The sequence below is a fragment of the Tardiphaga sp. 37S4 genome (assembly GCF_021044645.1).
Lineage (GTDB): Bacteria > Pseudomonadota > Alphaproteobacteria > Rhizobiales > Xanthobacteraceae > Tardiphaga > Tardiphaga robiniae.
The window spans coordinates 3,020,943-3,046,730 of sequence record NZ_CP088008.1 but is presented as its reverse complement, the minus strand read 5'-3'; the positions used below and the strand labels follow the sequence as shown (position 1 = coordinate 3,046,730).

Below are 25,788 nucleotides of genomic sequence, written 5' to 3'. Positions count from 1 at the left end.
ATAAATCGCAAACTACGGACGCGCATTAATCCATCCCTGACAGCAAAATAACGGCGCTTGCGGCGCCGTCATTTGAACCAGGGCGTGGACTCATTGGACGTCCATATCCAGTGCGTGTTCCTCCTGTGATATTAATGACGCAGTCGGCCGAATATGGCGGCGAGCCTTGTCGGATGACCGATATTGGTTGGACTCCGCGATGTTTCCCCCCACTAACCTGTTTGCACAGAACCCCGCTTAACGGGTCCAAGCACGACGGGCGCCGCAAAGGCGCAACGGAATTTCAGACGTCGCTATTTGGGCTGCGGGGAGATTTTTTTGTCTTATTTTGTAGCGTCTGAAGGCGCGCTGGAAACCGGTGCGGCCGTTGTTGCGCGCAAGCGATCGAATAGCCGCTTTGCGGCGCTGACCTTGGCCGTGTTGTCCAACCGCCTGCTGGGCACCAGCTCCATGGTGGCGCTCGGACTGGTCCTGGCAACATCGACGCCATCGCGCGCCTCCGACTGGACCGGCGGCACCTCAACCGACTGGTTCATCGGCACCAACTGGTCGGGCGGCGTTCCAACCGCAGGGAGCAACGCGGATATCGGCACCGTCGCGCTCAATACCACGGTGGTCGGAGCGCCCGGCGCGCAAGCGAACGCTGTCAATGTCGGCAAGTCCGGCATCGGCACGCTGACGATCCAGAACGGCGGCGCGGTGAGCAGCGGTCTCGGCGTTCTCGGCTACAATGGCGGCTCGATCGGCACCGCGACGGTTGATGGCGTCGGCTCGACCTGGACCAATTCCGCCGTGTTCATTGTCGGCCAATCCGGCACCGGCACGCTGACGATCCAGAACGGCGGCGCGGTGAGCAGCGCCACCGGCTATCTCGGGCTCTTTGCGACCGGCACTGCGACGGTTGAGGGCGTCGGCTCGGCCTGGACCAGTTCCAGCGACCTCTTTGTCGGCTATTCCGGCACCGGCACGCTGACGATCCAGAACGGCGGCAATGTGAGCAACGCCGGCTTCGGCATGCTCGGCGTCAATGCCGGCTCGACCGGCACCGCGACGGTGGATGGCGCCGGCTCGGCCTGGACCAATTCCGGCGACCTCTTTGTCGGCCAAGACGGCACCGGCACGCTGACGATCCGGAACGGCGGCAAGGTGAGCAACGTCACCGGCGATCTTGGCGTCAATGCCGGCACGACCGGCACCGCGACGGTGGACGGCGCCGGCTCGGCCTGGACTAATTCCGGCGACCTCATTGTCGGCGATTCCGGCACCGGCACGCTGACGATCCGGAACGGCGGCACGGTGAGCAACGTCGCCGGCTATCTCGGCTCCCTTGCCGGCTCGACCGGCACCGTGACGGTTGATGGCGCCGGCTCGTCCTGGACCAGTTCCAGCACGCTCTTTGTCGGCCGTTCCGGCACCGGCACGCTGACGATCCGGAACGGCGGCAATGTGAGCAACGCCGGCTTCGGCTATCTCGGCTTCACTGCCGGCACGACCGGCAGCGCGACGGTTGACGGCGCCGGCTCGACCTGGACCAATTCGAGCACTCTCATTGCCGGCGTTTCCGGCACCGGCACGCTGACGATCAAGAACGGCGGCAAGGTGAGCAACGCAGGCATCGGCGTCCTCGGCTTCAATGCCGGCTCGACCGGCACCGCGACGGTGGACGGCACCGGCTCGGCCTGGACCAATTCCAGCGACCTCTATCTCGGCTTTAGAGGCACCGGCACGCTGACGATCCAGAACGGCGGCGCGGTGAGCAACGCCGGCTTCGGCTATCTCGGCTTCACTGCCGGCTCGACCGGCACCGCGACGGTTGATGGTGCCGGCTCGTCCTGGACCAGCTCCAGCGTCCTCATTCTCGGCGATTCCGGCACCGGCACGCTGACGATCCGGAACGGCGGCACGGTGAGCAACGTCGCCGGCTATCTCGGCTCCCTTGCCGGTTCGACCGGCACCGTGACGGTTGATGGCGCCGGGTCGTCCTGGACCAATTCCAGCGACCTCAATGTCGGCAATTCCGGCACCGGCACGCTGACGATCCAGAACGGCGGCGCGGTGAGCAACTTCAATGGCGTTCTCGGCTTCACTGCCGGCTCGACCGGCACCGCGACGGTGGACGGCACCGGCTCGGCCTGGACCAATTCCAGCGTGCTCGCTGTCGGCAATTCCGGCACCGGCACGCTGACGATCCAGAACGGCGGCGCGGTGAGCAGCTCCGCCGGCTATCTCGGCTTCAATGCCGGCTCGACCGGCACCGCGACGGTCGATGGCGCCGGCTCGTCCTGGACCAGTTCCAGCACCCTCAATATCGGCATTAACGGCACCGGCACCCTGACGATCGCCAATGGCGGCACGGTCTCGGCGGCTGCGGGCATGACCATCGCCAATTTTGCCGGCTCGACCGGCACGCTCAATATCGGCGCCGCCTCCGGTCTGGCCGCAGCCGCGCCCGGCACGCTGACCACACCCTCGGTCGCGTTCGGAGGAGGCACCGGCCACATCGTCTTCAACCACACCGCCTCGAACTACAACTTCGCCCCGGTCATTTCCGGCGCGGGGGCGGTGACGGTGGAGAACGGCACCACGATCCTGACCGCGACCAACACCTATAGCGGGGCGACCACGGTCAATGGCGGCACGCTGGCGGTCAATGGCTCCATCGCCAGTTCGGCGGTGACGGTGAACAATGGCGGCATGCTCGGCGGCACCGGCACCGTCGGCAATACCACCGTCAACTCCGGCGGCGTGCTCGCGCCCGGCAATTCGATCGGCACGCTGACGGTCGGCGGCAATCTGGCGTTCGGCGCCGGCAGCCTCTACCGCGTCGAGGTCTCGGCATCGGCCGACCGCACCAATGTCACAGGCGCCGCGACGCTCACTGGCGCCACCGTGCAGACGGTCTTCCTGCCGGGCAGCTATGTCAGCAAGAACTACACCATCCTGTCGGCGGCCGGCGGCCTCGGCGGCACCAGTTTCGGTGGCGTGAGCGGGCTGCCGAATTTTAATGTCGGCCTGAGCTACACGCCGACCGACGTGCTGTTGAATCTCACGGCGGCGCTCGGCCTCGGCGGAGCATTGGGCGGCACTCAGCAGAATGTCGCATCCACGCTCAACAATTTCTTCAACACTGGCGGCGCGCTGCCACCAGCCTTTGTCGCGCTGTTTGGTCTCACCGGCGGCAATCTCTCATCCGCGCTGTCGCAGGTATCGGGCGAGACCGCCACCGGCTCGCAGCAGACGACCTTCAGTGCGATGAACCAGTTCATGGGCGTGATGACCGATCCCTTCATCGACGGTCGCGGCGATCCGGTTTCAGCGGGATCATCGGGCGCATCGGCCTACGCCTCACCGGACATGCCACGCTCCGCCACAGCGCGCGACGCCTATGCGATGTTCACCAAGGCGCCCGTCATCGCCGATCCGTTCGCGCAGCGCTGGAGCGTGTGGGCGGCAGGCTATGGCGGCTCGCAGACCACGAACGGCAACGTGACACTCGGCTCCAACAACACGACCAGCCGCATCGCAGGCATCGCGGTCGGCGCCGACTACCGTATCTCGCCGAATACGCTGGCAGGCTTTGCGCTGGCGGGCGGTGGTACGACCTTCAGCACCGTCAATGGCGGCTCTGGCCGATCCGATATGTTCCAGGCCGGCGCCTTCATCCGGCACAATGCGGGTGCGGCGTATCTCTCCGGCGCGCTGGCCTATGGCTGGCAGGACATCACTATCAATCGCACCGTGACGGTGGCCGGCATCGATCAGTTGCGCGCGCAGTTCAACGCCAATGCTTTCTCGGGTCGCGTCGAAGGCGGCTATCGCTTTGTCAGCCCGTGGATGGGCGGCATCGGCATCACGCCCTACGCAGCAGGACAGTTCACCACCTTCGACCTGCCGGCCTATGCCGAGCAGGCGGTCACCGGCGTCAACACCTTTGCGCTGGCCTACGCATCAAAGAGCGTCACCGATACGCGCAGCGAACTCGGCCTGCGCAGCGACAAATCATATGCGATGCCGGACGGAATCGTCACGCTGCGGGGGCGCCTGGCATGGGCGCATGGTTTCAATCCCGGCCGCAATATCGGTGCGACGTTCCAGACATTGCCGGGTGCATCCTTTGTCGTTGGCGGCGCCGCGCAGGCCAGCGACTCTGCGCTCGTCACCGCCTCCGTCGAAAAGAAATGGCTGAACGGCTGGTCCGTCGCCAGCACCTTCGAAGGCGAGTTCTCTCAGCTCACCAAGAGCTACGCCGGCAAGGGCGTGGTGCGGTATGCGTGGTGAGGTGACGACTTCCGGTCTTGGCACTTTTCGGAAGTGCCGTAATGTCCGACTTGATTCCGGAATGCGCACCAAAGCGGACGTCCACCGACTACCCTGAATTGAGTTCGCGACATAGTTCCTGATAATGGGCGGACGATTGCAACCCGACCCGATGGGCCTCAGTCGGCGTACAGCAGGGCTCCGGTTGTTTCATAATTGCGTCGGAGGCTATGGCGGCGATCCGTTTGTCCAACGCCGGGTAGGGGTGGATGAGCGGGTGAGCGAGTGGCCGATATGCGGGAGCTCACCGCACATGTCGCCTGCAGTCATCGCGGAGGAAGCTTAGGTTTCGATCAGGAAGGCGCTGCTGGAAGGCGCGGCGCCACAACCTGTTGCTCACTTGCCGCCAGTGACATCGAGGAACGTGCCGGTGACGAACGAAGCCTCGGCGCCCGCCAGCCACAGGATCGCTCGCGCAACCTCTTCAGGCTGACCGCCTCTACCCATCGGGATCGAGTCCTTGACGCGGTCCACTCGTCCCGGCTCTCCGCCGCTGGCATGCATGTCAGTGTAGATGTGCCCCGGGCGAATGCAGTTGACGCGTATCCCATCCCGCGCGACTTCCTTGGCGAAGCCGGTCGTGAATGTCTCGACGGCGCCCTTCGATGCAGCATAGTCGACATATTCGCCGGGGCTGCCGAGCCGGGCCGAAGCCGACGAGATGTTGATCACGGAACCGCCCCGCCCGTTGTGGCGATACGACATCCGCTTCACTGCCTGCTGGGCACAGAGGATCGGGCCGATCGCGTTAACCGCGAAGATGCGCTGCATCCGCTGGAATCCGAGATCCTCCAGCCGGGACTGCCGCGCGAGCATCGCGGCGTTGTTCACCAGCACATCGATCCGGCCGAACTTTCGGTCGATTGCAGCGAATAATTGAGCGACCTGCTCTGGATCTGCACTATCTGCGCGGACCGGCAAAGCCCGGCGCCCCGCAGCTTCGACATCAGCCGCCACCGCAAGGGCGGCAGACTCGTTGGAGACGAAGCTGATCGCCACATCGTAACCTTGCGTGGCAGCAAGCCGCGCCGTCGCGGCGCCTACGCCGCGACTTCCACCCGTTATCAGAATGAGCGGCGTCTGCGAGACTGTATCCATCTAACGAACCTTCATGTGATGGTGAAATAATAATCTAGGGCTGTCCGGATGAGTGCGATGCCAGACCGATTGCGACGTCATCGCTCAGATGCCTTGAGAGTGCGATCATGAACGGGCAGATCGCCAGCGCCGTCATTGCGGTCGCGGCCGTTGCCATTGCAGGTCCGAACGCGTCGCCCAGAAAACCATAGAGAACCGGGGCACCGGCGCCCGCGCCGATGGTGCCGGTATAAAACAGGGCGAAGGCACGCGCAGTGCGATGGGGCGGGGTCAGTTCGGGGACCGTTCCATACAGCACCGATGACGTGCCGTTGAGCATCACCCCCAGCGCCGGCAGAACGACAATAACCGGGATGAGCGGCAGGACCAGAACGCCGAGAATCAGAAGCGCAGTGGCAGCTTCGGTGAAGAGAACGGTGCGCCGGGTGCCGATCCTGTCGCCAAGCCAGCCGCAAGCGAACTTGCCGGCGGCTCCGCCGATGAAGAGAAGTGCCAGAGCGAAACCGCTGGTGGGAAGCGAGGCTCCTTTTTCAATCAGGAGAAATGGCAGAAAGGTGAGAAAACCCATTCTGACGGCGCTATCGAGCATTCCGATCGCCAGGAGCCAATAAAATCCGCCCCGACTTCGACCGGTCTTGCTGGATCGTTCCTTCGCATCTGCTGCATGCCCCATGCCCACGGCCGGCATCCACACCGCCATGGCGACAGACACGGCGATGCCGGCGATAGCGAGCGCAAATACGGCATGGCGCCAGGCGATGGTGACAAGCAGCAGAGACATCAGCGCCGGGATGGCCGCCTTTCCGAGATCGCCTGTGAAATTGTAGATGCCGAGCGGCCTGCGCGCAGCACGCCCATAAGCCCGTGAAACGGCGGCGGACGCCAAAGGGTGTTGGGTGCTCGAACCTGCGCCTGCCAATGCGAGCGCAAAGCTCAGTCCGACGATGCCACCGGAGATGCCCGCGAGAGCGTAGCCCAACGCCGATAGCGCAGTGCCGCAGCAGAGAATGAGTTTGGCATCGATCCGCTCCGCCAGATGCCCTGCCGGAATCTGCAGACATGCCATGGTGCCGGAATAAAGACCGCGAAAGATCGCAAGGACGCTATAGCTCAGCGCAAATTCGGTCTGCCAGATCGGCAGCAATACATAGATCGCGTCCGTGAAGCCGTCGTGCAAAGCGTGGTTGAGCCCGGTCAGCGCAAGCGTTCGGGCGGCGCGTGTCCGGTTCGCAGGAGCCATAGTGGTCGTGGTCTCGTGGCGGGTCATGTGCTGTTTCTTGGGTCTTCCGGCGCAGGCGCTGCAATCGCAGAAAATCTGAAGGTTGGTGCGCTAGAGCTGGTGTCTGGCGTGCAAAGCGCTGCTAAAGTCACTCTGAACTAGACTTCAGGCTGTCACAAATCAGTAATACTCAGGTCATGGGTTAGAAATTCTCAAGTATGTCCACCTTTGTCCCGCGCCGTAGTCTGCCGCCGCTGAATGCGGTCCGCGCCTTCGAAGCCGCCGCCCGCCTCGGCAGTCTGAAGGAGGCGGCCGTTGAGCTCAGCGTGACCCACGGCGCCGTCAGTCAGCAGATCCGGCTATTGGAAGACTGGCTGGGTGCTCCGGCGCTGTTTCGGCGTTCGGTTCGACGGGTCGTGCTGACGCCTGCCGGCGCGGCGCTGCTCACCGAATTCGGACCGGCACTCGATCGTATTTCGGCCGCCGTGCAGCAGCATCGAACCAGACGGCATGACGCGCCATCCATCGTGCTTCATGTGAACGCTCTCGCAACTTTCAGTCTGCGATGGCTGTTGCGACGCATGGGCGCTTTTCGTGCGGAGCATCCCGACATCGAGGTACGCTTGAGCACGTCGAATGAGACGATCGACGCTCTGGCAGAGCCGTTCGATGTCGTGATCAGAGGTGGCCCGGACGCTTTTCCCGGTTACACCTCGCGTTTCCTGTTCGGGGAGCGGCGGCTGCCGGTGTGTAGTCCGACCATCCTGGATCGGGCGCCGCTGACCGATATCCGCGATCTGTCGCACCATACGCTGCTTCACGTCTCCTCGATGGCGCGGCTATGGCGCGACTGGCTGGCTGAGGCCGGAGAGCCCGCCCTTCGCCCAGAGGCATCCCTGACCTTCGATCATTTCTATCTGACCATACAGGCAGCGATCGACGGACTCGGCGTGGCGATGGGGCCGACCGCACTGGTCGCCGATGATCTCGCGGCCGGGCGATTGATGACGCCGTTTCCGGACATCAGTCTTTCGGCGCGAAGCTACTTCGCTTATCTGCCGGAAGCGCGACGGACCGATCCACATATCGCCGTGTTCTGCGACTGGCTCGAGCAACAAGGCCGCGATCTCGTCCGGAGCTAGCGTCGATAACACCGTCGCTTTCATGAACCGCTGGGGCAAGGCGCGAGCGGCGACGCCGATCAGGGCCTCGTCGGTCGCTCTCCGGCCCCGAACAGATTCCTGGTGTATCGGCAATGTCGATAATGTCCGCGGCTTCCCCGATATTCCCGGCAACGATTTCGTCATGAGTCATCCGACGCCAGGATCCGGCGGATGAGCGCGATCAATCCGTGCCCTGCAGGGTGACGGATGGCGTGTGGGTCGCGTGTGATGCGACGGCATCGATTCGTTGCAGGGCGACGTAGTGAACGATCACGAAGCACGCGATTGCGGCGGCGTAGAGCAGACGTTCGAGTAATGCCATCGATGGTCCATCCGAATGAGAGACGCGCTTGTCGTGGCTCATCATCGATGGAGCAGTGATATCAAGCGTCCTACGAACGACCGATACGCGTTCACATTCGTCTGTTGCGTGCATTGCCACGTTCCGACGCGAGAGACATTGAACCAGCGCACGCACTGATAGATCGAGCTTGCGATGTGCCAACCGCATCCGATCTCGAAAGACTTTGTTAAGCGTCTTTCGTTGCGCAAACGGCACAGGCCGCGTGTTTGTGTGGGATGAACACGGTTCGATTATTGTCCGATTGTTGCGGCTCATCTAGCTTCGCAAGTGTCCTTCGCGGACGGCACGACAACAAACATCCGCATCCTCGAACGGTGTGGATTCGATCGAAGTGGAATAACGCATGCGCGAATGCATCGGACTTGCGACGATTAGACGACAGTCGGATGACATGCGCCACGAGAGTCCAGATCGCACCCGGCGATCCGCGCTCGATAGTCACGGAACGCGATTGCTTCGCTTGCTTTTGGCGAGCGCCTCGGCAATGGCGCTCACGGTTCTCTCTGCCGGATCGGCCGCGGCTCAAGTCAACTGGACCGGAAGCACAAACAACGACTGGATGGTCGGGAGCAACTGGCAGGGCGGCGCGGTCCCCGTCGGCGTTGCCGTCAACATCGGCGCGACGTCGCCAAACCCGACGGTGCTCGGTGTCGGCGGCGCGGCGGCCGGAACGACCGGCAACATCTCCGTCGGTGTGATCGGCGGGACGGGCAATCTGACCATTCAGAACGGCAGCACGCTGACCAGCACCGGCGCCAACGTGCGGCTCGGACAAGGGGGCGGAAGCAACGGCATAGTGACTGTCACCGGGCCTGGATCGCAATGGCTGGTTACCAACGGACAACTTGTTCTTGGCTTTTTGGGAAGTGGCACGCTCAACATTGAAAATGGGGCGAAAGTATCCGTATCAGCAGCCTTCAACACGAGGGTAGGCGGCGGTACCGGGTCTTCCGGCATGCTCAACATCAATGGCGGCTCCACGCTGGAGACCAACGTCCTGACCGGCAGCGGCGTTGGCGCCTCGCAGGTCAATTTCGACAACGGCATTCTCCAGGCACGAGCCAATCAAGCGACCTTCATCACCGGATTTTCGGGCACAGAGCTTAGCATCCTCGCGGGCGGGCTGACGATCGACACAGGCGCGTTCACGGTCGGCACAGATGCGGCATCCGCCCTCACAGGTGTCGGTGGATTGACCAAGATCGGCATCGGCACTCTGAACCTGGCTGCCAGCAACACTTATGCCGGCCAGACCGTGATCCAGGCAGGCACCCTTGCGTTGACCGGCGCGGGTGACATCAGCAATTCGAGTCGTGTCGTCGCGAACGGGACGTTCGATGTCACGGGTATCACTGCGGCTAGCACAAATATCCAGAGCCTGGCAGGAAGCGGGGCCGTCGCGCTCGGCGCCAAGAACCTGACCATCACCAATGCCAACGACCTGTTCTCCGGTATCATCTCCGGCACCGGTGGGCTGACGGTCAGCGGCGGCATGCAGACCCTTTCCGGCGTCAACACCTATACCGGTGGCACCACGGTGAGCGGCGGCACGCTCAGCGTCAACGGCAGCGTGTGCGGCGCCATGACTGTGTTGGCCGGCGGCACGCTGCAAGGCACCGGCACGGTCTGCGACACGTCGAACGCGGGTATCGTGGCGCCCGGCAATTCCATCGGAACGCTCACCGTCGCGGGCAACTACACCGGCAATGGCGGAACGCTGCAGATCGAATCCGTGCTCGGTGGCGATGCCTCGCCGACCGATCGGCTTGTCGTCACCGGCAACACCGCGGGCAGCACCAATGTGCGGGTGATCAATCTCGGCGGCGGCGGCGCGCAGACCGTCGAAGGCATCAAGATCATCGATGTCGGCGGCGCATCGAACGGCGCGTTCTCGCTGCTCGGCGATTATGTGATCCAGGGCCAGCAGGCGGTGGTCGGCGGCGCCTATGCCTATACGCTGCAGAAGAACGGCGTCAGCACGCCGACCGATGGCGACTGGTATCTGCGTTCGAGCCTGATCAATCCGCCGGTCTCGGCGCCTCCCGGTCCGCTCTATCAGCCGGGCGTTCCGCTGTACGAAAACTATGCGCAGGTGCTGCTCGGCATGAACGAGCTGCCGACCATGCAGCAGCGCGTCGGCAATCGCTATTGGGGCGGCAGCGATGCCATGGCGCGCGCCGGTGTCGCACTGGCGCCAGGCGAGGCGTCGCCGACGCCCACGGCGTTCTGGGGCCGCATCGAAAGCGGCCAATCCGATTTGCAGCCCACCACCACCACAGGCTCGACCTATAAGACCGACCAGTTGAAAGTGCAGGCGGGCCTCGACGGTCTCCTGATGGAGAACGAGCGCGGAAGGCTGATCGTCGGTCTCACCGGGCAATATGGCCTGACAACCGCCAATATCGCATCGGCCTTCGGCAATGGCCGGATCCGCGTCGAAGGTTCGGGTGTCGGCGGCACGCTGACATGGTTCGGCGACAACGGCTTCTATGTCGACGGCCAGGCGCAATCGATGTTCTACCGCAGCGATCTCTCCTCGGTGCTGGCCGGCAGCATGACCCACGGCAACGAAGGGGTGGGCTATGCTTTCAGCGCTGAAACCGGCAAGCGGTTCGCTGTCGGCAACGGCTGGTCGCTGACGCCGCAGGCGCAGCTGTCCTATTCGAAGGCCGAGTTCGATCGCTTCACCGATCGGTTCGGCGCCCCGGTGTCGCTGCGCGACGGCGACAGCCTGCTCGGCCGCGCCGGCCTTGCGCTCAACCACCAGAAGACCTGGAACGACGGCGCAGGCATCGTGCGCTCGGATATCTATGGCATCGGCAACCTGCGCTACGAGTTCCTCGATGGCACCCGTGTCGATGTCGCCGGCACCGGCTTCGCCAGCGCGCAAGACCGGCTGTGGGGCAGCATCGGCGGCGGCGGCACCTATAGCTGGGCCAACGGCCGCTACGCTGTGTTCGGCGAGGTCTCCTATAGCGCGAGCCTTGAAGACGCGGCGGCGAACCGCAGCTACAAGGGCACTGGCGGCTTCCGCATCGTCTGGTGAGCGACCCGATACGACATACTCGCGGCAAACTATCTGGCGCTCATCCGATCATGCGCGTCGCATAGCCGGCGAACAGCTTGACCAGATCCGCCTGCCGCCGGGTGCCGGTTTTGTAGAACAGGCGGCTAAGATGCGTCTTGATCGTCGTTTCGGCGACGCCGAGCGCTGCAGCGACCTCCGGCACGCCGCCGACCTGGACGATCGCCAGCAGCACGCGAAGCTCTGACGGTGTGAGCTGGAATGTCTTGCCGATGAGTTCGGGCGGCGAGGTGGCGTCGATATCCGCCTTGCGCACGAACAAAGCCGCCGTGGCCGAATAGACCAGTCCGGCCTGTCGCCGTGCTCCCGATGTCAGCGGCAGGAGATGCGCGACGTATCGTTCGCCAGTGCTGCCGACGAGCGGCATGGCGATTCCGCGGGTGCCGAGCGCGCTGTCGCCTTCACCGGCGACGGCGAGGGCCTCCCGCAAGGCGCGATCGGCCTGGCCGTCGCGAGCACTGAGGCGGCCGGAGGAAGCGCGCAGGACGTCCGCTGTATCGAGCATGGCATGGCCGGCAAAGTTGGCATGAACGATGCGCGCAGCCGAATCGACGAGGAACAGGCCGACGCTCAGCCCGTCCAGCGTATCCGCCAGCGTCGCGGCCTCGGCGGCTTTCAGATCGAACATGCGTCCGATCATCACGGCGCGGCGGATATGCGGCGCGATCAGTCGCATCCGGTGACGTGCGCGCTCATCCGCGACGCCGTCACGTTCATGCCGGAACACGCCGAACATGGCGACATTGGTGATGGACTTGTCGAGCACCGAATTGATGCAGTCCGCCAGTCCCTGCGGCTGCACCCATTCCTTGTAGAAGCGGGTTTCTCTGAACTCCGCGTAAGGCAGGATGTCCTCGATCCCAATCGGTTCATCGAGCTCTGCGAAGAACTGCACGGTCGTGGTGGGATCGAGCGCAACATATTTGTCGAAATAGGAGTTTTGATAGTCCGCGGAAATGCCGACCACGTGGAGAATATGCCCCGACGGCATGGCTGCATTCTTGGTATAGAGGCTGGCGCCGACGCCGCCGACGAATTGCATCGCGCGCTCGATCGCATTCGTCCAGGACGACGAGTCGAGGACGGTGTCGTAGATGCAGCCGATCAGGTCGCTGAGCTGTTCTGCGCCTTCTGCGAGATCAGGCGATGCGAGCCGGGCGGCCATCGGCCAGAGCGGAGTCACTGACGTCATTTGCAACTATCTCTCGGGAAGGTGAGCATGCACCTTTGCATGCGTGCCTATGCCGGCACGCCGGCGATGCGTGATTGGAAAGCTATGTGGTTCCGGCGGCGATGTCGTTGCCGAACGCGCAGGAGTTGTGTTTCAGCGCGCGAAATATTTTCCGGATGATACGCGGAATAAATCGAAAATCGCGGACGTGCGCCGATCGGTTTTTGATAGCAAAATGACGGCGCTTGCGGCGCCGTCATTTGAACCAAATTCAACTGATGCGGAACACTCAATCCTTGTGCAGGAACGCGTAGTCTGCCGAATAGGGCACGCTGAGAAACTGGCCGGCATCATCGCAAGAACTGGCGGCAACGCCGCCTTTGGTGTTGATGCGCTGGATCACGTCGACCATTGCGAGCTTGCCGTCGCCATGCCGGTCAGTCACCGTCAATTTGAGCCACGGGATATCGCTTGTGGTTTTACCTGGTGCGCGGCCAACCGCTTTGCCGCGCAGCGTGCTACCATCGGTGAGTTCCCAATGCGGGCCCGCGTAGTGGCGGCCGACGGTCAGTCCATTGGACAGCAGCGTGGCGATCGGCTCGCGGAAGCTCCAGGAGAGCTTGCCGTCGGAGGCCGCCATGCACTCATACACCTGCGCTCCCTCTGCGTGATAGATCGCGACGATCGTGGCATCCGGCTCGGCAATCTCGGACGGCACCTGAGCCGCGACCGCATGCGTCAGCGCGGCGAGGGCGGCGATGAGCGCCGCCCCGAACAGTCTGCACTTCACTTTGCAATTCATGTGATCGTTCATGGGACCTCGCGCGTGATGTCTATTCAGCGACGGCCTCGCCGGAGCCGCCGAGCTCCGCCGGAAAGTCCTTCAACTTCGGCAGGCCGTCCTTCATCGGCAGCACGGTCTCGGCATAATTGACGTGGACACCGGGTTCGAAACGGAGTGTCGGGATGGTCGCCGCAAAGACATCGACCAGGCCGAGCGTCGGATGATTGGTCAGCAGGTGTCCACCACATTTGCTGCAATACTGGCGCTGGCTGAGCGGCGTCTTCTGGAAGCTTGCAATATGCTTGGCGCCCGCGGTGATCCGCACGGCACTCGGCTTCCACAGGCTGAAGGCATTGACCGGACCTCCGGACCACGAACGGCATGAACTGCAGTGGCAATAGCCCATCGCTTCCGGGGCACCATCCACTTCCAGTTCGACTGCGCCGCAGAAGCACTTCCCAACATGTGTCATCGATCTCGTTTCCTCTTGCTCGTGCATTGTGTCCCGCGGCGAAGCGGGCGCGCCGGGCATGCTGCTAGCAGCGGCGCGCGAGGCGAAGCGTCATTCGATCGAATGAGAGCCGATCACAAGATGTGTCGTCGCAAAATGCGGACAGACAGTGACGTGGCGCGCAGTGCAGTCATGGATTACGGGACAGACAATATGATCGAAACGCTCACGCGCGCCGCCATTGTCAGCGAGGCGCGCGACTGGATTGGTACGCGCTATGTGCATCAGGCGTCGCTCAAGGGCGTCGGATGCGACTGCCTCGGCCTCGTGCGCGGCGTCTGGCGTCATTGCATTGGCGATGAGCCGGAAACACCGCCGCCTTATGCGCCGGACTGGGCCGAGGCGCGCGGTGAGGAGGCACTGGCACAGGCGGCGCTACGCCATCTTGTGCCTATCGCGGTGGATGAGATCGGCGCCGGCGACGTGTTGCTGTTTCGCTGGCGCGACGGCTTCGTCGCCAAACATACGGCGATCGCGAGCGGCGAGGGCACGATGATCCACGCCCATGACGGCGCGGCCGTCTGCGAGGTCGCCCTGACACCCTGGTGGCATCGTCGTCTGGCCTATGCGTTTCGCTTTCCCGGAGTGAGCTGATGTCGCAACTCGTCCTCTCCACGGCCGGCGGCGCCATCGGCGGGATGTTCGGACCCATCGGTGCAATCGCGGGCCAGCTCGCCGGCGCGGCGCTCGGCGGTGCGATCGATAGCGCGCTATTTGGCTCAAACGATCAGGCCACAAGCGGGCCGCAACTGGCCGATCTCGATGTGATGGCGTCCACCGAGGGCGCGCCGATCCCGCGCGTCTATGGCCGTGCGCGGCTGAGCGGCCAGGTGATCTGGGCGACGCCACTGGAGGAAGTCGCAACATCGGATACGGTGCCGACCGATGGCGGCAAGGGCCTCGGCGGCGGGCCGACCATGACGACGACGACCTATAGTTACTTCGCGAATTTCGCGGTGGGTCTGTGCGACGGCGTGATCGGCCGCGTCGGGCGGATCTGGGCCGACGGCAAGCCGCTCGATCTCGAGGGCATCAATTTTCGCGTCTATCGCGGCACCGAAGATCAGATGCCGGACGGGTTGATCGTCGCGAAGGAAGGCGCGGGTAACGCGCCGGCCTATCGCGGGCTGGCTTATGTCGTGTTCGAGCGGCTGCCGCTGGCGAATTTCGGCAACCGGATTCCGCAACTGTCCTTCGAGATCATCCGGCCGATCGGCCTGCTCGAAGCGATGGTGCGCGCGGTGACGCTGATCCCCGGCACCACCGAATTCGGCTATGAACCGTCCACGGTGGTGCAACTGCTCGGTCCCGGACAATCCGCACCGGAGAACCGCCATCACGGCTCGGCGCGGTCCGATGTGGTGGCGGCGCTGGACGATCTGCAGGGCCTGTGCCCGAACCTCCAGCGTGTCGCCATTGTTGTGGCGTGGTTTGGTTCGGATCTGCGCGCCGAATATTGCGTGGTACGGCCGGGCATCGACAATCCCGCCAAGACGACCAGCCCGCTGTCGTGGTCGGTGGCTGGCGTCACGCGCCCCTCCGCCTATGTGGTGTCGCAAATCGACGGACGTGCGGCATTCGGCGGGACGCCGTCGGATGACAGCGTCGTGCATCTGATCGGCGAGCTGAGAGCGCGCGGGCTGAAGATCACATTCTATCCGTTCGTGATGATGGACGTGCCTGATGGCAATGGCTTGCCCGATCCGTGGAGCGGGGCGGGCGCGCAACCGGCCTATCCCTGGCGCGGCCGCATCACCTGCGATCCCGCGCCAGGACGACCGGGCTCACCCGATGGCACCGCAACGGCCGGCGCGCAGGTCGACAACTTCTTTGCCGGAGGTGTCTGGAACTATCGCCGGATGGTGCTGCATTATGCGCAGCTCGTATCGCTTGCCGGCGGCGTCGATGGCTTCCTGATCGGCTCGGAATTGCCCGGGCTGACGCGCGTGCGCTCGGCGTCGGGCAACTATCCCGCTGTCGCTCAACTGATCGCGCTCGCAACCGACGTGAAGACGATCGTCGGGGGCGGTACGGTGGTGACCTATGGCGCGGACTGGACCGAATACGGCGCGCATGTTGTTGGCGCGGATGCGTCTGAGATCAGGTTTCCGCTCGATCCGCTCTGGGCCTCGGCTGCGATCGACGCGGTCGGCATCGATTACTATGCGCCACTATCCGACTGGCGCGATGAGGCCGATCATCTCGATCGTGATCTCGCCACCACGATCTATGATCGCGGCTATCTGCGCGCCAATGTGGCGGGCGGCGAGGCCTATGACTGGTACTATCCGAATGATAACGGGCGCGATGCGCAGGCGCGCGTCGCGATCACCGATGGTCTTGACAAGCCGTGGATCCATCGCGTCAAGGATCTCTGGAACTGGTGGGGCAATGCGCATCATGAGCGCGTCGGTCATGCGGAATTGGGCAGTCCGACGGCATGGGTCCCGCGCAGCAAGCCGATCTGGCTGACGGAAGTCGGTTGTCCCGCCGTCGACAAGGGCGCCAATCAGCCCAGCGTGTTTCCCGATCCGAAATCGTCGGAGAACTTTGCGCCGTATTTCTCCAGCGGCGCCCGCGATGACCTGATGCAGCGGCGCCATCTGGAAGCGCTCATCTCCGCCTTCGATCCCGCCTTCGGCGCCAGCGATGCCGACAATCCGGCGTCGCCGGTTTATGGCGGGCGGATGATCGATGTATCGGCCATTCATGTCTGGACCTGGGATTCGCGGCCTTATCCGATCTTTCCGGCCGCCGAGGACATCTGGGGCGACGGTGCCAACTGGCATACCGGCCATTGGCTGAACGGCCGGCTCGGCGGCGCGCCGCTGGATGCGCTGGTCGACAGGCTGGCAACGGATGCCGGTGTGACGGGGATCGATGCTTCGGCGCTGGCCGGCGGCTGCGACGGCTATGTCGTGGACCGGCCGATGGCGCCGCGGGCGATGATCGAGCCGCTGTCGGTGGCCTATGCCTTCGATGCGACGGCGGGGGATGGCACGTTGCGCTTCATCCCGCGCGGCGGGCTGCCGGTGGCGGAATTCACCGAAGACGATCTGGTGGCGCCGGATGACGGCGCGCTGGCGCGGCTGGTCCGCGCACAGGAGACCGAATTGCCCCGTCAGGTCAGCATCGGCTTCAGCGATGCGCTGACGGATTATCGGCGCTCGGCAGTCACATCGCGCAAACTCACCGGCGGCGCCAGCCGGATGCTGCATGCGGATCTTGCCGTCATCACCAGCGATACGGCAGCGACGCAGCGCGCCGAGGTCTGGTTGCAGGATCTGTGGGCGGGGCGCGAGCGCGCGGAGTTCGCCGTCGGCATGACTGCGCTCGCACTGGCGCCGGGCGACGTGATTGCGCTGACGCTGAACGGGCGACGTCGGCTGTTCGAGATCGGCGGGCTCGTCGATACGCAGGCGCGGCAGGTGACGGCGCGCAGTATCGATCCCGACGTGTTTGCCGTGCCGCTGCTGGCGCCCGAGATCAAGCTGCCGCCCGTGCCGCCCGCGCTCGGGCCGGTGCAGGTGCTCGCGCTGAACCTGCCGGTCATCGACAGCGCCAACCCCGACGTGCTGACGCGGCTCGCTGTCTTCGCCAATCCGTGGCCGGGCTCGGTGGTGATCTGGCAATCCAGGGACGGTGCGAGTTTCCAGGTGGCCGCGGTGGCGGCAACACCTGCGGTCATTGGCGAGACGCTGGATGCGCTGCCGGCGGGGCCGACAGCACGCTGGGACAATGCCAGCACATGCCGCGTGAAGCTCCATGGCGGCGCGCTGGCGTCATTGTCTGACGCGCGGGTGCTCGGCGGCAGCAATTCCGCAGCCGTGCGGAATCCGGATGGCGATTGGGAGATCATCCAGTTCGCCAATGCCGAACTGGTCGAGGCCAACACCTACAAGCTGTCGCGGCTGCTGCGCGGGCAGGCGGGGTCGGAATCCGCGATGGCAGCGCTATTGCCGGTTGGTGCGCCGTTCGTGGTGCTCGACAGAAGCCTGGTACCGATCGCACGAGGAATCGACGCACTCGAACGACCATTGTCGCTGCGCGTCGTCGGCAATGGTCGCAGCCATGACGATGCCTCGGCCGTCGCGCTGACGCTGACGCCCGATCGCAGCGCGCTGCTGGCGCTCGCGCCCGTGCATGTAAAAGCCGTGCGCAAGCCCGATGGCATCCAGATCTCATGGATCAGGCGCACGCGTCTCGATGGCGATGGCTGGAATGCCGAAGTGCCCCTTGGCGAAGACGACGAGGCGTACCGGCTCGAGATTCTCTCAGGTAGCACTGTCGTCCGCAGTATCGCCTGCACCACATCGCAGGCGCTCTATGCAGTGGCCGACGAGGTTGCCGATTTCGGCGCGCCGCAGCCGAGCCTGCATCTGCGCGTCGCGCAGCTCTCCGGCACCGTCGGCGCCGGGCATGCGACCGAGGGTATAATTTCATTGTGATCGTCATTGCGAGGAGCATAGCGACGAAGCAATCCAGCTCTTGGTTTTCTGGATTGCTTCGCTGCGCTCGCAATGACGGCTGAGAGCGCGAGACCGTAGACATGACCGACACGCCGAATCTCAAGCTGCCCTTCATCGATGGCGGGCAGGCGCAGAAGCACGTCACCCATAATGAGGCGCTGCGCATTCTCGATGCGGCGATCCAGATCTCGGCACTCGATGTGACGCGGACCGTTCCGCCGGCATCGCCGGCCGAGGGCGCACGGCATATCGTGGCGGCCGGGGCGTCAGGGGCCTGGAGCGGCCATACGCTGGCCATCGCCACGTGGCAGGACGGTACCTGGGCTTTCCTTGTGCCGAAAGCCGGTTGGTGCGTCTGGTCGATCGCCGATGACGTGATGATGGTGTTCGACGGCGCGCTGTGGCGCGACCTGCGCAATCTTGCGCTCGACAATACCGATCACCTCGGCGTCAACACGTCGGCTGACAGCACGAACCGCTTCAGCGTCAAGTCGGATGCCGTTTTGTTGTCGCATGACGACGTAACGCCCGGCAGCGGTGACCTGCGGGTGACGTTCAACAAGCTGAATGCGACAAAGGATGTCGGCTTCACATTGCAGTCGAACTATTCGCCGCGCGCGTTGATCGGCTTGCTCGGTAGCGACGATCTCTCGATCAAGGTCTCCGCCGATGGCGTGACCTATCGGACCGCGCTGGCAGTCGACAAGACCAGCGGGCAGGTCAGTTTCGAGCAGTCCCCGAAGTTTCTCGCCTATCTGAACTTCGACAAATACTGCGCGGCGAACACCTTCACCAAGGTGCAGTTCAACAATAGCCGGCATAACGACCAGAGCGTTTTCGATGCCGCGAACAATCAGTTCGTCGCGCCGGTCGCCGGCATCTATGCGCTCGGATTCCGCGTGATGTTCAAGGCCAATGCGGCGGTGCCGACCATGCTGACGGCGGCCATGTACAAGAACGGCGTCGAGCTGCTCGACGATACGCGCGAGCAGACGTCGTCGGCGCTCATCAGCAACAAGACGATGCTGAGCTGCAATGCGTTGCTCAAGCTGGCGGCGGGCGACGCCATTTCGGTCTGGGCCGCGATGGAGACCAGTGACGGCTATATCGCCGCCGCGCAGAACGGCTTCTACGGCCACCGCATCGCCTAGTTGCGCGACGGCGACGATCTCTCTCTCCCACAGGATCATCATCATGAAGCTCGATGAAACAACTTTGCGGCGTCTCTGGCCGCTGGGCGACAGCCGCGTGCCCGGATTGCTGTCGGGTATGGTGCAATCGTCCGAGGCCGTGTTTGCGCGCTATGGCATCACCACGCCTTTGCTCGCCGCGCATGTGATGGCGCAGATATCACACGAATGCGGAGCAGGGCGCGATGTCGTCGAAAATCTGAACTACAGCGCCGGGCGGATGATGCAGGTCTGGCCGTCGCGCTTTCCGACCATGGCGAGTGCCGCACCTTATGCCGGCAATCCGCGGGCGCTCGCCAACAAGGTCTATAACGGCCGCATGGGCAATGCCGTTGGCTCCGACGACGGCTGGAATTTCCGCGGCCGGGGCGGGTCGCAGACCACGGGCCGCGAAGGCTATGAGCGGGTCAGGAAGGCCACGGGCATCGATGTGGTCAGCCATCCCGAATACCTGATCGATCCGCGTTACTTCCTCACTTGCGCCGTGTCGGATTTCATCAATTGCGGCTGCCTGCCGTTCGCGAAAGCCGATGACATCGTCGGGGTCACACGGCGGCTGAATGGCGGCACCGTGGGTCTCGCCGAGCGCAAGGCGTGGCTGGCGAAATGGAAGGCTGCGCTGCGCGATGTGTCGCTGGCGCCAGCGCCGTCCGTGGGGCTACCGCCCGTGATCGCATCGCCACCACTGGCGCCGGAACTGCCGACAGCCAAACCGACCAATCTTTCCGCTTTCATTGCCGCGCTTATCGCGGCCTTCCGGAGGACATGACCATGGACTGGGGTGACCTTGCCAAACAGGTGATTGCGCTGGGGGCGCCGATGCTGGGGACGGCATTGGGCGGCCCGCTCGGTGGTGTGGCCGGCGAAATCCTCGCCAAGGCGGTGGGCTCGGTGACGCTGACACCGGCGGCGGTGCAGGCGGCGCTCCCCGCGGCCGATCCGACCAGGCTGGCTGAAGCCGAGGCGCATTGGGCTGACATGATCCGCGCCGAGGCGGAGACCCAGCGCGCGGCGATATCAGAGACCCAGGCGACGATCCGCGCCGAGATCGTCAGCGACGATCCGCTGCAGCGCTGGTGGCGGCCGGCCTATGCGCTGGAATTGACGGTAGAATGCGCCGCGCTGTGGTGTGTGCTGATGCATGAATTCTGGACCGGCGACATCCAGACCATCAATGCGCTGGTCAATGCCACGGCGCTGCTGGTGACCTATTGGGGGTTCCGTTTCGGCGTGCTAGGCGTCTATATCAGCGGCCGCACCCGCGAAAAGGTCAGCGCGCTCACCGGGCAGGATTCGCCCGGCATGGTCGAGAAGCTGGTCAAGGCGGTTCTGGTCAAAGACGGTGTGAAGAAAAAGTAAGGTTGGCGGCCGTCGCCATTCATGGAGTGTTCACGCGTCCGGGCATCAATTCGGATTGTGAACGCGGAGAAGTCACTTGCGCCTGCTTGTTGTCGAAGATGATCCCGATCTCAACCGTCAGCTCACCACGGCGCTGACCGATGCCGGCTATGTCGTCGATCGCGCCTTCGATGGCGAGGAGGGGCACTTCCTCGGCGACAGCGAGCCCTATGACGCCGTGGTGCTCGATATCGGCCTGCCGAAGATGGACGGCATTTCGGTGCTGGAAGCCTGGCGCCGCAACAACCGCATCATGCCGGTACTGATCCTGACGGCGCGCGATCGCTGGAGCGATAAGGTCCAGGGCTTCGATGCCGGCGCCGACGATTACGTCGCCAAACCGTTCCACCTCGAAGAGGTGCTGGCCCGCATCCGCGCGCTATTGCGCCGCTCCACCGGCCACGCCCAGTCCGAACTCACTTGCGGACCTGTGTCGCTGGATACCCGCACCGGCCGCGTCAGCGTTTCCGGCAATCCGATCAAGATGACATCACACGAATACCGGCTGCTGTCCTATCTGATGCACCATACCGGCCGCGTGATCTCGCGCACCGAACTGGTCGAGCATCTTTACGATCAGGATTTCGATCGTGACAGCAACACCATCGAGGTGTTCGTCGGCCGTATCCGCAAGAAGCTCGATGTCGATATCATCCAGACCGTGCGCGGCCTCGGTTATCTGCTCACGCCGCCGCAGCCGTGATCGTCCCCGGGATCATGCGCTGATGCGCAACAGCTCGCTCGCAACGCGGCTGTTCCTGTCGGCGACGGCCTGGGTGGTGGTGATCCTCCTGATCACCGGCATCGTCCTGTCCTCGGTCTATCGCAGCGCCACCGAGCGCGCCTTCGATCGCCGCCTCAATCTCTATCTCCGTACCCTGGTGGCCGAAGTCGCCAATCCCCCGGACGCGCCCGATCACGACACGCCATCGCTCGGCGAGCCGCTGTTCGAACTGCCGCTGTCGGGCTGGTACTGGGAAATCGCGCCCACCGAAGGCGCGAAGACCGAGATGCGGGCCTCGCGCTCGCTGTGGGACAAGAAGCTGCCCAAGCTCGAAGACCAGGGCGTCGAGCTCACGGCGTCGGGGATCCGCCAGGGCTATGTGGACGGGCCGGAAGACCAGCGCCTGCGCATGGTGGAGCGTCCCGTCGATCTCGGCGCCGACGGCAAATTCCGCATCAGCGTTGCCGGCGACGCCACCGAGATTTTCGAGGAAACCCGCACCTTCGACTATTATCTTGGCGGCACTTTCGCTGCACTTTCGATCGTGCTCGTGCTCACCACGATCTTCCAGGTCCGCTTCGGCCTCGCGCCGCTGAAGCGCATGTCGGATGCCATCGCCGATATTCGGTCCGGCCGTGCCGAGCGGCTGGAGGGCACATTCCCTGTCGAGATCTCACCTCTGGCGGGCGAGATGAACGCGCTGCTCGATGCCAACCGCGCCATCGTCGAGCGCGCGCGCACCCATGTCGGCAATCTCGCCCACGCCATCAAGACGCCGTTGTCGGTGATCGTCAACGAGGCGAACAGCCGGGGTGTCGACCCCTTTGCGAGCAAGGTGCTGGAGCAGGCCGATGTGATGCGCGATCAGGTGACGCATCATCTGGAGCGTGCGCGGATCGCGGCGCGTGTCACCATCGTCGGCACCGTCACCGATGTCGCGCCGGCGCTGGAGGCGCTGTGCCGGACAATGCAGAAGATTCACCGGGATCGCGGCATCACCATCGACCTTGAGGCCGATGCCGCCGCGAAATTCCGTGGCGAAAAACAGGACATCGAGGAGATGGTCGGCAATCTCGTCGACAACGCCTGCAAATGGGCGGACTCCCACGTCACCATCGGCGTGCAGGTCGAGCGCACCGGCAGTGCCGATCCGGCGTCGAAGCTGCGGATCATCGTCGATGACGACGGACGCGGGCTGTCGGACACCGAGCGCGCCCAGGTCGCGCGCCGCGGCCAGCGGCTCGACGAGACCAAGCCGGGGTCAGGTCTGGGTCTGTCCATCGTGGTCGATCTGGCCGCGCTCTATGGCGGTAGCCTGACGCTCGGCAAGGCGCCGATCGGCGGGCTGCGGGCGGAGCTGGTGTTGCCAGGCGTGTGAGGGCTTGCCCGTCGCCGCCTGGAAATGCCTATCCCCATATGCAACCTGTAGTTTAATGTTGTGCTGTTACTGTCGGTAGATGCCGTCTCAGGCCGCTTGGGTTTAGGGAGAAACCAAAGGGTGTTGACATTTGTTAACAGCAGAATAGGTATTGGGTGTGAGGATGGCTAGGCGGCCTTTGCATCCGAACAAAGAGGTCGAAGCTGCGGTTGCTTATGCCGAGCAAAATGGCTGGTCATGGGTAAAGGTCAAAGGGCATGCCTGGGCGAAGCTCTTGTGCGCGCATCATGATCGCGAAGGGTGTGCGGTATTCGTCTGGTCGACACCCCGAAATCCGCAGAACCATGCGCGCCAGCTGAGACGCGAGATCGATCGTTGCCCGCACCGAGAACAGGAGGACAGTGATGACAGAATTTGAGTTCAGCATCATTGCATCCGGTCTCGATCCGGACGCGGAGGATTTCGCTGATCGCTTTTTCGACGCGGGTTGCGACGATGCGACAATTTCGTTCCAGAAAGGCCACATCATTGCTGATTTTGCCCGCGAAGCGACATCGATAGATGCGGCCATCTGCTCGGCGGTCGAGAATGTCATGAAGGCGGGCGCGCAGGTCGATCGCGTCGAGCCAGACCCGCTGGTGAGCCTTTCGGATATTGCCATGCGAACCGGGCTGTCGCGCGCGGCGATCACCAACTATGCCAGCGGCAATCGTGTCGGCAATTTTCCGCCACCGGTTGCACGCGTGACGTCGAAGACCTCGCTGTATGACTGGTCAGCGGTGGCGACATGGCTGTTCCAGCACGATCACCTGTCGCGCGAGAAGGCGATGGAGGCGGAGGCTGTCGGGGTCGCAAATGAGGCGATCCGCGCGCGCACGCCGAAATTGCAGGAGGCACTGCGCGATGGCTTGGCGGCCTACGCAAAGAGGCTCGACGGCGTCGCATAGGCTAGATCCGCGTCTTTTGCTCTCGCTATCGACACGCATCTCATATAACGCCGAGGCGAAGTCATGAGGATGGCAATGCGGGTAGGATTTGTTGAGTGGCCAGATAACTTAATTGCCGATAGCGAGCAATGGCTTAGTTTGGCAAACGATCTTTCCAAGACGACAGTCGATATATTGGTAACGAATGAGTTGCCTTTCGGTCCCTGGATTGCGTCAACCCCGGATTTCGATCCGAGACTGGCCGAATATAGCATTGAGTGTCATCGGGCAGGTGTAGCGGCACTCGAAAGGCTAAATATCCCAGCGGTCATTTCTTCTCGACCTGTTTGGGAGGGGGCGCGGCTTGCAAATGAAGCTTTCTGTCTTGAAGGTGGAGAAGTAAGACATCTCCACACAAAGCAATATTTTCCAGCGGAATTGGGCTGGTATGAGTCGAATTGGTACACGACCCAATCGCGCGAGTTCGAGCCGGTCGTAGTTTGTGGTGTATGCGTAGGAGTGCTGCTATGCACGGAAGTGATGTTCAACGAACATGCTCGCCATTACCGTAAACAAGGCGCCGAGTTGATCGTTGTACCGAGAGCCACGGGTAGAACCGTGGATGTTTTTCGCACAGCAGGTGCGATGGCCGCGATTGTTTCAGGCTGTTATGTCGTAAGCTCGAACCGCGTTGGGCAAGGATCAAGTGGGCCGATATTTGGAGGCAAAGGTTTCGCGTGCGCGCCTACTGGAGAACTAATCGACATGACGTCTCCGGAAAACCCGTTCGCGGTAATCGAGCTTGATATCGCTTCCGTCAAAGAGAAGCAGAAGAGCTACCCCTGTTATGTGACTGGACCTGTTTGATCAGCGCAGTGGTTCCAGCAGCCGTGTGGCCTCCGAGATATCCATTCCGCCGAATTTGCCTTTCCAATTGTACAGTGTCGCCTTGGAGACGCCGTGCCTGCGCGCGCGATCAGCGGCTTTCGCCCCCGCCTCGTGCTCGCACAACACATCGATAGTCTGTTCGTCCCTTAACCTGGCTCGCTTCTTCGCTTCTGTCCTGCTTACCGGGCGAGGCGGAGTCGCGCTTTCTATAACTCATTTTTGACCCATCGTATGAGCTATAGGAAAGGCCGCGATAGCTCATGGGATGGAGCTGACAGCAGCCGGATTGGCCGGAATTCCGCTACGGATAAGCGTCGCTGAGTGTCGCTTTGAATGCGCTTATTGAGAATCGCCCGTTCGCTGGAGCGCCGTATATGGTCTTCGGCTCTGTGGGCCGGCAGCCCAGTTTTATCGATGGATTTGCGACAGGCCTCCTCAGCCTATGCAAGCCCACCCCGTTTCTGAAGAGATCGAGCAGGGTCCGAAACCCGCCCGCCTTGCGCCCCGTTGTCGCCCGAATTATCCCGTTCGTAACGTCTTTGACGTTTCCTGTGTTCCGGTTTGCGTTCGGGGTCTGCGGTCCATGGTCAAGTTCAACGCCTTCTGTGTTGCCGCCATCGCGCTGGCGCTGGGTGGTTGCGACGTGACGACGTCGGACGGCGGGCTGGGCCTCGGCACCGATACGATCGCCCGGGCCTATAGCAGCACCAAGTCGGCCGTTGGCCTGTCCGAGGAGAACGCGGCAGCGGCGGTGACCAATGCCGCCTTTGGCGGGCTGATCGGCGCCAAACTCGGCGCGCAGCTCAACGACGAGGACCGCCGGCTGGCCTACGAGGCCCAGATCACCGCCCTCGACCGCGGTGCACCCGGCGCGCCGGTGCCCTGGCGCAACGCCACGTCGGGACGCTATGGCAATATTGTCGCCGGACCGGCCTATAACCAGAAGGGCCGGGAATGCCGAGGCTTTTCCCACACGGTCACTGTGAATGGTGACCTCAAGACCGCCCGCGGCACCGCCTGTCGCAGCCCTGAAGGCACCTGGGCGGCTGCCTGATCCCGGTTCCTCAACGCCTTCTTAACGGGGCGCCTGCTACAAAAATCGG

The 25,788-nt window shown here is 63.4% G+C and carries 19 protein-coding genes and 1 pseudogene; 13 read left to right on the top strand and 7 right to left on the bottom strand.

What is annotated here, in order from left to right:
* The first annotated feature begins 318 nt into the window (after positions 1–318).
* Positions 319–4,278, top strand: a complete 3,960-nt coding sequence (locus tag LPB73_RS14775) for an autotransporter outer membrane beta-barrel domain-containing protein (protein ID WP_231081007.1) — start codon at positions 319–321, stop codon at positions 4,276–4,278.
* A 375-nt stretch (positions 4,279–4,653) separates the two neighbouring features.
* Here LPB73_RS14775 and LPB73_RS14770 read toward each other — a convergent pair whose 3' ends face one another.
* Both LPB73_RS14770 and LPB73_RS14765 read right to left on the bottom strand, forming a co-directional pair.
* The gene (locus LPB73_RS14770; protein WP_231081006.1) at positions 4,654–5,415 is read right to left on the bottom strand and encodes an SDR family oxidoreductase; all 762 of its coding nucleotides are present in this window, start codon (positions 5,413–5,415) and stop codon (positions 4,654–4,656) included.
* Between the two features lie 34 nt (positions 5,416–5,449).
* Positions 5,450–6,682, bottom strand: a complete 1,233-nt coding sequence (locus LPB73_RS14765) for an MFS transporter (RefSeq protein ID WP_231081005.1) — start codon at positions 6,680–6,682, stop codon at positions 5,450–5,452.
* Between the two features lie 170 nt (positions 6,683–6,852).
* Here LPB73_RS14765 and LPB73_RS14760 point away from each other — a divergent pair, with 170 nt between their 5' ends.
* Positions 6,853–7,776, top strand: a complete 924-nt coding sequence (locus tag LPB73_RS14760) for a LysR substrate-binding domain-containing protein (protein WP_231081004.1) — start codon at positions 6,853–6,855, stop codon at positions 7,774–7,776.
* Between the two features lie 202 nt (positions 7,777–7,978).
* Here LPB73_RS14760 and LPB73_RS14755 read toward each other — a convergent pair whose 3' ends face one another.
* Complete coding sequence (locus LPB73_RS14755) at positions 7,979–8,119, bottom strand: hypothetical protein (RefSeq protein WP_170849700.1); 141 nt, start codon at positions 8,117–8,119, stop codon at positions 7,979–7,981.
* Between the two features lie 526 nt (positions 8,120–8,645).
* Between LPB73_RS14755 and LPB73_RS14750 the strand changes: the two genes are divergently transcribed.
* Positions 8,646–11,207, top strand: a complete 2,562-nt coding sequence (locus tag LPB73_RS14750) for an autotransporter outer membrane beta-barrel domain-containing protein (protein WP_231081003.1) — start codon at positions 8,646–8,648, stop codon at positions 11,205–11,207.
* A gap of 40 nt (positions 11,208–11,247) precedes the next feature.
* Here LPB73_RS14750 and LPB73_RS14745 read toward each other — a convergent pair whose 3' ends face one another.
* The 3 genes from LPB73_RS14745 to LPB73_RS14735 form a co-directional block, all read right to left on the bottom strand.
* Positions 11,248–12,438: a helix-turn-helix transcriptional regulator gene (locus LPB73_RS14745; RefSeq protein WP_231081002.1), complete on the bottom strand. Its 1,191-nt coding sequence runs from the start codon at positions 12,436–12,438 to the stop codon at positions 11,248–11,250.
* A 268-nt stretch (positions 12,439–12,706) separates the two neighbouring features.
* A complete protein-coding gene (locus tag LPB73_RS14740; RefSeq protein ID WP_231081001.1) occupies positions 12,707–13,231 on the bottom strand; it encodes a DUF3455 domain-containing protein in 525 nt (174 codons plus the stop codon).
* Between the two features lie 19 nt (positions 13,232–13,250).
* Complete coding sequence (locus LPB73_RS14735) at positions 13,251–13,673, bottom strand: GFA family protein (RefSeq protein ID WP_231081000.1); 423 nt, start codon at positions 13,671–13,673, stop codon at positions 13,251–13,253.
* A gap of 192 nt (positions 13,674–13,865) precedes the next feature.
* Between LPB73_RS14735 and LPB73_RS14730 the strand changes: the two genes are divergently transcribed.
* The 9 genes from LPB73_RS14730 to LPB73_RS14690 all read left to right on the top strand — a co-directional run bounded on the left by LPB73_RS14730 (position 13,866) and on the right by LPB73_RS14690 (position 24,664).
* Positions 13,866–14,306, top strand: a complete 441-nt coding sequence (locus tag LPB73_RS14730) for an NlpC/P60 family protein (protein ID WP_231080999.1) — start codon at positions 13,866–13,868, stop codon at positions 14,304–14,306.
* On the top strand, positions 14,306–18,160 hold the full coding sequence (locus LPB73_RS14725; protein ID WP_231080998.1) for a baseplate multidomain protein megatron: 3,855 nt from the start codon (positions 14,306–14,308) through the stop codon (positions 18,158–18,160). Before LPB73_RS14730 ends, LPB73_RS14725 begins: the two co-directional genes overlap by 1 nt.
* Before the next feature lie 101 nt (positions 18,161–18,261).
* Positions 18,262–19,332, top strand: coding sequence for a DUF2793 domain-containing protein (locus LPB73_RS14720; RefSeq protein WP_231080997.1), 1,071 nt, complete (start codon positions 18,262–18,264; stop codon positions 19,330–19,332).
* 43 nt (positions 19,333–19,375) lie between these two features.
* Positions 19,376–20,140 (top strand): glycoside hydrolase family 19 protein, encoded by a 765-nt coding sequence (locus LPB73_RS14715; RefSeq protein WP_231080996.1) that lies wholly within the window; start codon positions 19,376–19,378, stop codon positions 20,138–20,140.
* A gap of 2 nt (positions 20,141–20,142) precedes the next feature.
* Entirely contained in the window at positions 20,143–20,730 is a 588-nt protein-coding gene (locus LPB73_RS14710; protein ID WP_175367436.1) for a 3TM-type holin, read from the top strand.
* Positions 20,731–20,806: 76 nt separating this feature from the next.
* The gene (locus tag LPB73_RS14705; protein WP_089267078.1) at positions 20,807–21,472 is read left to right on the top strand and encodes a response regulator transcription factor; all 666 of its coding nucleotides are present in this window, start codon (positions 20,807–20,809) and stop codon (positions 21,470–21,472) included.
* A 22-nt stretch (positions 21,473–21,494) separates the two neighbouring features.
* Entirely contained in the window at positions 21,495–22,871 is a 1,377-nt protein-coding gene (locus tag LPB73_RS14700; protein ID WP_231080995.1) for a sensor histidine kinase, read from the top strand.
* A 404-nt stretch (positions 22,872–23,275) separates the two neighbouring features.
* Positions 23,276–23,818: a helix-turn-helix transcriptional regulator gene (locus tag LPB73_RS14695; protein ID WP_231080994.1), complete on the top strand. Its 543-nt coding sequence runs from the start codon at positions 23,276–23,278 to the stop codon at positions 23,816–23,818.
* 75 nt (positions 23,819–23,893) lie between these two features.
* Complete coding sequence (locus tag LPB73_RS14690) at positions 23,894–24,664, top strand: carbon-nitrogen hydrolase family protein (protein WP_231080993.1); 771 nt, start codon at positions 23,894–23,896, stop codon at positions 24,662–24,664.
* Positions 24,665–24,682: 18 nt separating this feature from the next.
* On the opposite strand, the pseudogene LPB73_RS14685 reads toward LPB73_RS14690, so the two are convergent.
* A pseudogene (locus LPB73_RS14685) lies at positions 24,683–24,895 on the bottom strand (transposase); the annotation flags it as partial.
* A 373-nt stretch (positions 24,896–25,268) separates the two neighbouring features.
* On the opposite strand from LPB73_RS14685, the gene LPB73_RS14680 reads away from it, so the two are divergent.
* Positions 25,269–25,739, top strand: coding sequence for an RT0821/Lpp0805 family surface protein (locus LPB73_RS14680; RefSeq protein ID WP_231080992.1), 471 nt, complete (start codon positions 25,269–25,271; stop codon positions 25,737–25,739).
* Positions 25,740–25,788 lie beyond the last annotated feature (49 nt).

Excerpts from the sequence above, each read along its gene's own strand:
- LPB73_RS14770 (WP_231081006.1), bottom strand. The coding sequence starts at position 5,415 with ATGGATACAGTCTCGCAGACGCCGCTCATTCTGATAACGGGTGGAAGT.
- LPB73_RS14765 (WP_231081005.1), bottom strand. The coding sequence starts at position 6,682 with ATGACCCGCCACGAGACCACGACCACTATGGCTCCTGCGAACCGGACA.
- LPB73_RS14760 (WP_231081004.1), top strand. The coding sequence starts at position 6,853 with ATGTCCACCTTTGTCCCGCGCCGTAGTCTGCCGCCGCTGAATGCGGTC.
- LPB73_RS14755 (WP_170849700.1), bottom strand. The coding sequence starts at position 8,119 with ATGGCATTACTCGAACGTCTGCTCTACGCCGCCGCAATCGCGTGCTTC.
- LPB73_RS14750 (WP_231081003.1), top strand. The coding sequence starts at position 8,646 with ATGGCGCTCACGGTTCTCTCTGCCGGATCGGCCGCGGCTCAAGTCAAC.
- LPB73_RS14745 (WP_231081002.1), bottom strand. The coding sequence starts at position 12,438 with ATGACGTCAGTGACTCCGCTCTGGCCGATGGCCGCCCGGCTCGCATCG.
- LPB73_RS14740 (WP_231081001.1), bottom strand. The coding sequence starts at position 13,231 with ATGAACGATCACATGAATTGCAAAGTGAAGTGCAGACTGTTCGGGGCG.
- LPB73_RS14735 (WP_231081000.1), bottom strand. The coding sequence starts at position 13,673 with ATGACACATGTTGGGAAGTGCTTCTGCGGCGCAGTCGAACTGGAAGTG.
- LPB73_RS14730 (WP_231080999.1), top strand. The coding sequence starts at position 13,866 with ATGATCGAAACGCTCACGCGCGCCGCCATTGTCAGCGAGGCGCGCGAC.
- LPB73_RS14725 (WP_231080998.1), top strand. The coding sequence starts at position 14,306 with ATGTCGCAACTCGTCCTCTCCACGGCCGGCGGCGCCATCGGCGGGATG.
- LPB73_RS14720 (WP_231080997.1), top strand. The coding sequence starts at position 18,262 with ATGACCGACACGCCGAATCTCAAGCTGCCCTTCATCGATGGCGGGCAG.
- LPB73_RS14715 (WP_231080996.1), top strand. The coding sequence starts at position 19,376 with ATGAAGCTCGATGAAACAACTTTGCGGCGTCTCTGGCCGCTGGGCGAC.
- LPB73_RS14710 (WP_175367436.1), top strand. The coding sequence starts at position 20,143 with ATGGACTGGGGTGACCTTGCCAAACAGGTGATTGCGCTGGGGGCGCCG.
- LPB73_RS14700 (WP_231080995.1), top strand. The coding sequence starts at position 21,495 with ATGCGCAACAGCTCGCTCGCAACGCGGCTGTTCCTGTCGGCGACGGCC.
- LPB73_RS14695 (WP_231080994.1), top strand. The coding sequence starts at position 23,276 with ATGACAGAATTTGAGTTCAGCATCATTGCATCCGGTCTCGATCCGGAC.
- LPB73_RS14690 (WP_231080993.1), top strand. The coding sequence starts at position 23,894 with ATGCGGGTAGGATTTGTTGAGTGGCCAGATAACTTAATTGCCGATAGC.
- LPB73_RS14680 (WP_231080992.1), top strand. The coding sequence starts at position 25,269 with ATGGTCAAGTTCAACGCCTTCTGTGTTGCCGCCATCGCGCTGGCGCTG.